This is a genomic window from uncultured Clostridium sp. (assembly GCF_937920395.1).
GTDB lineage: Bacteria > Bacillota > Clostridia > Clostridiales > Clostridiaceae > Clostridium_AD.
The window spans coordinates 1-9,528 of sequence record NZ_CALEVF010000247.1 but is presented as its reverse complement, the minus strand read 5'-3'; the positions used below and the strand labels follow the sequence as shown (position 1 = coordinate 9,528).

12 protein-coding genes are annotated in these 9,528 nt (G+C 29.4%); all 12 read left to right on the top strand.

The genetic code is table 11. From position 1 onward, the window contains the following. A partial coding sequence (locus tag Q0649_RS16280; protein ID WP_367179406.1) for a putative PEP-binding protein occupies positions 1-365 on the top strand: 365 nt, incomplete at its 5' end. Positions 366-521: 156 nt separating this feature from the next. Continuing rightward, the gene (locus Q0649_RS16275) at positions 522-1,727 is read left to right on the top strand and encodes a DNA polymerase IV (RefSeq protein ID WP_298844459.1); all 1,206 of its coding nucleotides are present in this window, start codon (positions 522-524) and stop codon (positions 1,725-1,727) included. A 165-nt stretch (positions 1,728-1,892) separates the two neighbouring features. Beyond that, entirely contained in the window at positions 1,893-2,762 is an 870-nt protein-coding gene (locus Q0649_RS16270) for a hypothetical protein (protein WP_298844456.1), read from the top strand. A gap of 68 nt (positions 2,763-2,830) precedes the next feature. Beyond that, positions 2,831-4,168: a CCA tRNA nucleotidyltransferase gene (locus Q0649_RS16265; protein WP_298844453.1), complete on the top strand. Its 1,338-nt coding sequence runs from the start codon at positions 2,831-2,833 to the stop codon at positions 4,166-4,168. Between the two features lie 152 nt (positions 4,169-4,320). After that, positions 4,321-4,551, top strand: a complete 231-nt coding sequence (locus Q0649_RS16260; RefSeq protein WP_298844451.1) for a DUF1292 domain-containing protein — start codon at positions 4,321-4,323, stop codon at positions 4,549-4,551. Between the two features lie 58 nt (positions 4,552-4,609). Beyond that, positions 4,610-4,786 carry a hypothetical protein gene (locus Q0649_RS16255; protein ID WP_298844448.1) on the top strand — a complete coding sequence of 59 codons (177 nt, stop codon included), beginning with the start codon at positions 4,610-4,612 and terminating at the stop codon, positions 4,784-4,786. Positions 4,787-4,932: 146 nt separating this feature from the next. Next, positions 4,933-5,544, top strand: coding sequence for an HDIG domain-containing metalloprotein (locus Q0649_RS16250; RefSeq protein WP_298844445.1), 612 nt, complete (start codon positions 4,933-4,935; stop codon positions 5,542-5,544). A 9-nt stretch (positions 5,545-5,553) separates the two neighbouring features. Beyond that, complete coding sequence (locus Q0649_RS16245; protein WP_298844442.1) at positions 5,554-6,423, top strand: radical SAM protein; 870 nt, start codon at positions 5,554-5,556, stop codon at positions 6,421-6,423. A gap of 53 nt (positions 6,424-6,476) precedes the next feature. Next, positions 6,477-7,466 (top strand): biotin--[acetyl-CoA-carboxylase] ligase, encoded by a 990-nt coding sequence (locus Q0649_RS16240; RefSeq protein WP_298844439.1) that lies wholly within the window; start codon positions 6,477-6,479, stop codon positions 7,464-7,466. Positions 7,467-7,635: 169 nt separating this feature from the next. Next, the gene (locus Q0649_RS16235; RefSeq protein WP_298844436.1) at positions 7,636-7,878 is read left to right on the top strand and encodes a DUF1292 domain-containing protein; all 243 of its coding nucleotides are present in this window, start codon (positions 7,636-7,638) and stop codon (positions 7,876-7,878) included. 87 nt (positions 7,879-7,965) lie between these two features. Further along, positions 7,966-8,487 carry a UPF0158 family protein gene (locus Q0649_RS16230; RefSeq protein WP_298844430.1) on the top strand — a complete coding sequence of 174 codons (522 nt, stop codon included), beginning with the start codon at positions 7,966-7,968 and terminating at the stop codon, positions 8,485-8,487. 37 nt (positions 8,488-8,524) lie between these two features. Continuing rightward, on the top strand, positions 8,525-9,244 hold the full coding sequence (locus Q0649_RS16225; RefSeq protein ID WP_298844427.1) for an MgtC/SapB family protein: 720 nt from the start codon (positions 8,525-8,527) through the stop codon (positions 9,242-9,244). Positions 9,245-9,528: the final 284 nt, after the last annotated feature.

The following is a 9,528-nucleotide window of genomic DNA, read 5'->3' as shown; positions in this document are numbered from 1 at the left end:
TTGGTACTAATGATTTAATTCAATATACTTTGGCAGTAGATAGAATGAACGAGAAAATATCATATTTATATGATTTTTATCATCCAGCTGTTTTAAGACTTATTAAAATAGTAATAGATAATGGACATAAAGCCGGAATAACTGTAAATATGTGTGGTGAGATGGCAGGAGATGCAAATCTTATCCCTGTACTTCTTGGATTTGGTCTAGATGAATTTAGTATGAGTGCTGCTTCAATTTTAGGAGCACGCAAAACTATTACAGATTCAAGTTTTAAAGAATGTGAAAAGTTATCGGCACCAGTACTTACATTTGGTGATTCAGATGAGATAAAGGAATATATAAAAAACAATATAAAAGCATAAGACATACCTTAATCGATAAGTAAAAGCAATTTCTTTTAAAACAAGCAATCTATTCCTAAACTAAGGATAGGTTGCTTTTTTGTATGAAAATTATATATAATATATGTAGATATAAATTATATTTCTTATAGATGTTTATAAAAAGGATGAGAGTATATGACTAACTTTAATGAAAAACTTATATTTCATATAGATGTTAATTCAGCATTTCTTTCTTGGAGTGCTGCAAACAGTCTAAAACAAGGAGAGAAAATTGATTTAAGGGATGTAGCTGCTGTAATAGGTGGAGATGAACAGTCACGTAGAGGGGTTGTTCTTGCAAAATCTATGATAGCTAAAAAGAGTGGAATAACAACAGGGGAGAGCTTATTTACTGCAAGAAAGAAATGTATAAACCTAATTGTTGTATCACCTGACTTTAAGTTATATGAAAGTTGTAGTAAAGCTATGCGAAAAATATTTGGTGATTATACACCGATTATTGAAAAATTCTCTATTGATGAGTGTTATTTAGATCTGACAAGTTATAATACTTCTAAGGAAGCGGCACTAAGACTTGCATATGATATTAAAGATAGGATAAAGTGTGAACTAGGGTTTACCGTAAATATTGGAATGTCAGATGTTAAACTACTAGCTAAAATGGCATCTGATTTTGAAAAACCGGATAAAGTACATACACTTTATAAAAATGAGGTAGAAAAAAAATTGTGGCATCTTCCAGTGGGAGAGCTATTTATGGTTGGGCGTAGAAGTGTCCCAAAGCTTAATAATTTAAACATATTTACAATAGGAGATTTAGCGAAGTATGATGTGGATTTTTTGAAATATCATTTTAAAAGCAGTGGTAGAATGATGTGGGAATATGCTAATGGTATAGATAATAGAGAGGTGAAATCTGATATTCGAGAGCTCAAAGGAATAAACAATTCAACAACACTTGCAAATGATATTAAAAATAGAAGCGATGCTTATATAGTTCTTTTAGAATTAGTGGAACATACGGCTAGTAGATTACGAAATATAAAAAAGTGTTGTTATTCTATTTCAGTAACTATAAGAAATAATGAGTTTATTGATTATTCACGTAGTACAACATTAAAAATGTCTACGGATCAAACTCAGGAAATATTAAAAACAGTAAGGACTCTATTTGATGAATTATGGAGAGGTGAGCCCATAAGATTGTTGGGGGTTTCTCTTAATAATTTATGTAATGATAATTTTAAACAAATATCTATTTTTGATATTGATAATACACGCGATGAAAAGAAAAGAGCGATAGATAAAACAATAGATAGTTTGAGGCAGAAATATGGTGAAACTGTAGTTGTGAAATCAATATTACTAAAGAAAAAATAGTGTACTTGGTTGTATAAATAAAGACTCCATTATAAATTATTGTTCTAAATTATAAAAAATAATATAAAATAGTTATGAGTATTGTTTTATATAGAAATACTTTCAGTGATACAGCACTGAAAGTGATGCAGTGTTGAAAACAACGATTTATGGGGGTATGAAATTATGGATAACAGAGCACTGATACCTTTATATACTAATGGAGATATGATTAACAATTTATATACAGTTGTAATTGAAGAATTTGCAGAAATAAAAAGTGAAAGTTCAAGAAAGCTGTTAACGATTAGCACAAATACACCATTATATGAAGCCACCTGTGGTAAAATAATGGAAGGTGACTTAAATGTTCAATTTTTAAATGAATTTACATCGCAGAAAATTGAAGAAAGAGTTTCAATTGTAATAACAATTTTGTCTAGATTAAAGAACATGTTAAATGAGCAAAATATGTTAAAGATCATAACTAGTGAGAGTGATGTGACAAATATAAAAGAATTTGATTTTGTTCAGTTCACCTGCGAATTATATAAAAATCCAGTATTAGAATATATAGAAGATATAATTAGAGTTATGGAAATGCAAATGGCTTTTTCACCTGAGCCACTAGAGAAGGGTGATGAATCTGCAGAACATAAAGTTAAAAGGCAAGTCTTAAAAGTTTTAAAAGATGATATGGAAGTCTGCAAAACTGAAAAATGTATAAAGTTTATTAGTGGTAATATTGGAAATAGTAATACAAAAGTTATAGTGCCGCTCGAGATAAAACATATGGCAGATAATTTAGATTATATTGAAGGAGCCAGAATTACTGTCCTTGGTAAGGTGGTAAAAATTCCGGATAATAACAAAACTGAAATAAATAATATTGATTTGCTTAGTGGAACATATTTTGATTATTTAAATGAGGAGTATTTTAAAGAGTTTAAAAACAGGTTTCTAAAAGATACAACTTTAATTAGAGATTATGATTCAAATAATCTTGTAATTGATGGACCAGTAATTGAGATTATACCTATAGCAATGTATGTTTAAATAAGTTATTATGATAAAAATAAAAAGTTATGCAAATGATAAAGCATAATATAATATATGGAGGAATTATGTTTATACCAAATGATGTGAAAACAATATTGGATACTTTAAAAAATAGCGGTTATGAAGCTTATATAGTCGGTGGGAGTGTACGTGATGCTACAATCGGAACAACTTTTCCTAAGGATTATGATATAACTACTAATGCTCTGCCACAAGAAATAATTAAAAGTTTTGATAAAACAATACCTACAGGTATAAAACATGGGACAATTACTGTTATGATAAATGCTGTTGGATACGAGGTTACAACTTATAGAATTGATGGTGAATATTTGGATAATAGAAGACCAAGTGTCGTAACTTTTGTTTCAAATCTACAAGAGGACTTAGCGAGGCGTGATTTTACCATAAATGCTTTAGCTTACAACGCGTCAGATGGTCTTATAGATTACTTTGAAGGTATTGAAGATTTAGAAAATAAAATAATTAGAGCTGTAGGCGAACCTAATAAAAGATTTAAGGAAGATGCATTAAGAATGCTTAGGGCCATACGGTTTGCAGCTAGTCTAGATTTTGATATAGAAGAAAAAACTATGATTGCTATAAAAAACAATTATAACCTTATATCAAATGTAAGTAATGAAAGGATTAGAGATGAACTATGTAAAATGTTAATATCCAATAATACTACAAAAGCTTTTAAATTATTAGAGGATACTAAATTGTTACAGGTCATATTACCAGAACTTCAAGCGACAGTAGGATTTAATCAAAAGAATCCCAACAATGACAAAGATATATTCTCACATATAATGGCGGTTGTAGAAAAATGTCCACCGGTTCTTAACATAAGAATGGCAGGACTACTTCATGACATAGCTAAACCGGATTGTTTTACTATGGATGAGAGTGGCATAGGGCATTTTTATGGTCATGATAAAAAGGGAGTTATAATAGCTGGTAAAATGCTTAGAAGACTTAAATTTGATAATGAGAGTATAACTGAAGTGGAGATTTTAGTGAAAGAGCATATGAATATATTAAATCCACCGACAGTTATTTCCGTAAAACGTCTTATTAATAGAGTCAGCACTAAATTAATATTTGACCTTTTTGTTTTGCAAAGAGCAGATGCTTTAGGGTCACGCTTTCCTCAAATTAGATTAGATGAAATTAATGAAGTTGAGAAACAGACGATAGATATTATAGAATCTAAGGTTCCACTATCTATAAAAGAGTTAGCGATAAGTGGAAAAGATTTAATCAATGAATTTTCTATAAGTCCAGGAATTGAGATAGGCAGTATGTTGAAATTTCTTTTAAACATAGTATTAGAAAACTCGGAGTTTAATACTAAAGAGAAACTTTTATCTATAATTCATGAAAAATATTATTTGAAATAAAAAGTATATATTACGCGTATTGCAAAACGATCAATGCATTATACGTAATATATACTTTTTTGCGTAAAAATAGATAGTATAAAACAATTAGTTAAGCACAAAATAAGAGGGCACGTAAAAACAAATGTAATTACATGAGAGAAGGTGTGTATATGAAAACTAATGAAATAATTACTGTTCTAAATGAAAATGGCGATAAAGTTGATTTAGAATTAATCGACGCTATTAAAATGGATGGAACTGATTATGTAATAGTTGGGCCCAAAGATTCAGATGAAGCATATGCTTATAAATCTGTTGTAGTTAATGGCGAAGTAGAATATAAATCAATAGGCCAAGGGGAAGAGTTTAAAAAAGTACTGAAAAAGTATAGTGAGCATTAATCCAAGAATATAAAAAATTATTTGATTCTATAATAATAGGTAAATAGGAGGATTTAGTATGAAGACTCGTGAACAAGCTAGTAAGGATAATTCTCGTAATTATATAAAAAAAGATACGAAATCACAAAAATCACATTCTAAAAACCAACTTATTCAAACTATAGAGGAAAGTGCATTCAATGATAGTGTTTATACAACTAATAAAAGTGAGTATGGTGGAAATAAGTCGGAATAACTAATAAAAAGATATTAATAAAAAGGGCAGGCATTTGTTATCTAAACTAAAATAGTATATAGTTTAGGTAAGGTTAGCTTGCTCTTTTTGTTATAAAACAATAAAAAAATATAAATTAAAAATAATAATCAGAAAGGAGTTAATATATGAAGAAAATATTTGAACAATTTCAAAAGCATTTAATGGAAGATTCTAAGCCTTCTATTTATTTTGATGAAATATTAAACAACCAAGATATTTTTACATTGTATCCATATACATTATTAAGAAGTTTGATAGACACTCCACAATCACCAGTCCATCATCCCGAGGGTAATGTATGGAAACATACAATGTTAGTTATAGATAATGCTGCAAGAAAAAAAGAACTTAGTGAGAATCCAATAGCTTTTATGTGGGCAGCTTTATTACATGATTTAGGGAAAGCACCTACTACAAAAGTTAGAGATGGAAAGATAACATCATATGATCATGATAAAATTGGTTCAGAACTCAGCAAAAGGTTTCTTTGCGCACTGACAAATGATGAAGAATTAATTAAACAGGTTACTGCTTTAGTTAGGTGGCATATGCAAACTCTTTTTATAACAAAAAATTTACCGTTTTCAAATTTGGAAGAAATGAAATCTGATATATCCATTAGGGAGATAGCGTTGTTATCACTATGCGATAGACTTGGTAGAGGTGATATGAATGAGACAAAAATCTGCGAGGAAAAAGAGAATATTGAATCTTTCATCAAAAAGTGTGAGGAGTGATGAGTTTTAATGGAGTATGAGGGAACAGTTTATAGACCACCTAGTGAGGCATATAGTCTTATTGTACAAGTTACTATTGGATGTTCACATAATGGATGTAAATTTTGTAGTATGTATAAAGATAAGAAGTTTAGAGTGCGTGAGTTAAAAGATATTATAGCAGATCTTGAGCAGGCTAAGTTAGATTATAGTGTAGTTAAGAGAATATTTTTAGCTGATGGGGATGCTTTAGTTCTTGAAACAAGTAAGTTGAGAATGATTTTATTAAAGATAAAAGAATTGTTTCCAGGGTGCGAGAGAGTGGGAGTTTATGCTACGCCTAAGGACATTTTAGCAAAATCATTAGAGGAGCTACGCGCTCTTAAGGAGCTAGGTATTGGAATTTTGTATCTAGGAGTTGAATCTGGAAGTAATGAAATATTAAAGAGTATAAATAAAGGTGTGACTGCCGAGAATTTGATTATTGCAGGACGAAAGGTTAAAGAAAGTGGAATAAAATTATCTACTACTTTGATTTCAGGTATTGGAGGTAGAGAAAAAATCAGTGAAAATGCTATAGAGTCTGCAAAACTTATAAGTGCTATTAATCCTGATTATGTTGGATTTTTAACTTTGATGTTAGAGAATGGAACACCTATATATAAAGATGTACAAGACGATATATTTCATATATTAACAGAGGATGAAGTAATGTTTGAGTTAAGAGAATTTCTTGAAAATGTAGAAGTTACTAATTGTATTTTTAGGAGCAATCATGCTTCAAATTATATATCGCTTTCGGGAACGATGCCAGGTGATAAGGATAAGTTACTTGCGGATATAGATCTAACACTTAAAGGTAAATATCTATACAAACAAGAGGAATATAGGAGATTATAATTAGATAAAAAGATATTTTTGCCCTAATATAAAATAAAAAAGGTGTGTAGATTATGAAAGAAAAAATTATTGGGTTACTTAAAGGTAGTGGAAATAATTTTGTGTCTGGTGAAAAGATTAGTGAAGTTTTAGGGGTTAGTCGCGCTGCTATTTGGAAACATATAAAGGGTATTAAAGAGGATGGGTACATAATTGAAGCTATTTCAAGAAAAGGTTATAGAATAATTTCATCACCTGATATACTTACCTTCGAGGAAATAAAAAATTATCTAAATACAGAGTGTATAGGTAAAAATATTATTTATTTTGATTCTATTGGATCAACAAATTCTAAAGCTAAGGAATTGGCTGAAGGTGGTAAAGTACATGGTACAGTTGTTATAAGCGAAGAACAAACCTCAGGACGTGGACGGATAGGCCGAGATTGGTTATCTCCAAAATATAAGGGGATATGGATGTCAATTATACTTAGACCTAATATAATTACGGAAAACATATCAAAAATAACACTTCTTGGCGCCGCCGCTGTTCAAAAAGCTATTATGAAAATGGGGGTTAAAACAAGTATTAAATGGCCTAATGATATAGTAATTAACAGTAAAAAAGTATGTGGTATATTGACAGAAATGAGTGGAGAAATAGATCATATAAATTACTTGGTTATGGGAATTGGAATCAATGTAAATCTAGAAAAAGAAGATATTACAACTGATCTAAAAGATGTTGCTACTTCTATTAAGATCGAAAGTGGTAAACCTATGGATAGAAAGTTACTGCTTGCAAATATATTAAATATATTTGAAGAGTTCTACACTGATTTTGTAGAAAATGATAGTATAAAAGAAACTTTAGATATATGTAGAAAAAATTCTATACTTATAGATAAAGAAATTCAATTAATAAATAGAGGAAAAGTAAGAATAGCTAAAGCAATTGACATAAGCGATAAAGGTGAATTAGTTGTTGAGAATTCTAGCGGTAATACAGAACATATTGTGTCAGGAGAAGTTTCTATTCGCGGAATATATGGATATAGTGATTAATTATCTCCTTCGAAATTGTAATCATATTCGTAGAAGGTATTATCTTAATATAGTTATGGTATAATTTATCATGATTTAGGTTAAAATAATTTAAATCTGTATTTTTATGTGGACAGGTTAGTGAGGTTAACGGTATAATGTGTTTATTAAGCTTGAAAGGAGAATTGTCATGGAAGAAAATAAAATTATTACGATGCTCGATGAAGATGGAGAAAAGGTTGATTTTGAAATAATTGAAATTATTGAATTAGATGAAAATAAATATGCATTATTAGCTCCGATAGGAGAGGAAGAAGATGCTTTTGTCTATAAAATAGAATTAGTAGACGATAAAGAACAATATATTGCAGTAGAAGATGAGGAAGAATTCGCAAAAGTACTAGAAGAATATGAATCTACATTTGAAGAATAAGTAAATAGGCCAATAGACCATTTGGGTTTATTGGCTTTTTATTATAAATATTATATAACTAATGTACAAATTTGAGGAGGAAAAGGTTTGAATTACGTTGCGGTTGATATGGAAGCACTTATAGAAACAATTTCACACGTTGATGATAATTTAGGAAAAAGTTATCTGGATTCGCTTACTGGTGAGGTTATATATATTCCTACAGAAGTAAGTTTAGCCTTAGAAAAAGGGACATTGAAGGAAGATACCTTCGATAATTGGTTAAAAGAGTTTGTTAATATAGCTATACTAATTAATGAGGATAAGGAAAATAGATATTTAATTACTCCACTAATAGACGAAGAGTTTTATATAAAATCTATGAAGGAATATGTTAAGAGTAAAATTAGTAATTCTGATTTAAAATTAGAATTAACGCAGGCATTAAAAGGCGAGGAACCTATAAAGAAATTTAAGCATATTCTAATGGATAAACAAAATACAATGGATGTAAGCGAAGATGATGAATGCACAACAAATGCGTGGTATAAATATGAAGATAAATGCATAAAGGAATTTGTTATAGAATGGTTAAAATCAAATAATATCGAATTAAAATACTTGAATTAAATTATAAGGTTATAAGCAGTGTTATGGGGGTATGTACATGTTAGTATATCAAGTAGCAATAAGGCTTGCACTTGCAGTTTTAGTTGGTGGTTTAATTGGATATGACAGACAGTTTAAAAATAGGCCAGCTGGGTTTAGAACGCATATACTAGTATGTTTAGGTGCGGCAATTACTTCAATGATACAATTATATTCTATTCAAGAGACAACAAATATGATTTTGATGCATCCAGAGCTTCAATCTGCTATGAAAGTAGATATAGGAAGATTAGGAGCACAAGTTATTACAGGAGTAGGGTTTTTAGGGGCGGGTACTATTATACATGATAAAGGCTCAATAAAAGGGCTTACTACTGCAGCAAGTATATGGACAGTTGCATGTATTGGCCTTGCAATTGGACTAGGTTATTATACTTTAACTATATTATCAACAATATGTATTTATATAGTGTTAGTATTTCTTAAGACTTTTGAAAATAAAATTTTTAAAAACACTAATGTTTTAAAGTTAGAAATTCAATATGTTAACAAAAAAAACATGGTAGAAAAATTAGAAAAATATTTTGACAGTGTGAGTATAAAAGTTAAAAATATAGAATTCGTGATTGATGATGAAGATGATGAAAATAATGAAGATGAAAAGTCAGAGTATAGTACAACAATGTATACAATTCTGGCACCAAGGTACATTAAGAGTAGTGGTATTGTTCAAAAATTGTGTGCCTTTGATGAAATCTATAAAGCTGAGATAATGTAAATAAGTATTCTAATATCTTTATTTGTAAAAAAAATATATTAGACATATCTCAATCAATAAGATATAAGTTAAAGTATAAAGTAGGTTTTTAAATTTGTTCATAGTTATCACCCCATATATATATTGTATGTTAAAGATGGTGGTAACATAATTAAAACTAATAAATATTATATATAAAAATTAGTAACATAAAGGGGCTGTCTCACAATAGAAAATAATTTCTATTGTGAGATGGCTCTTTTTTCTTTTATAAATACAAAAGTGAATTCCGAGGAATTCACTTT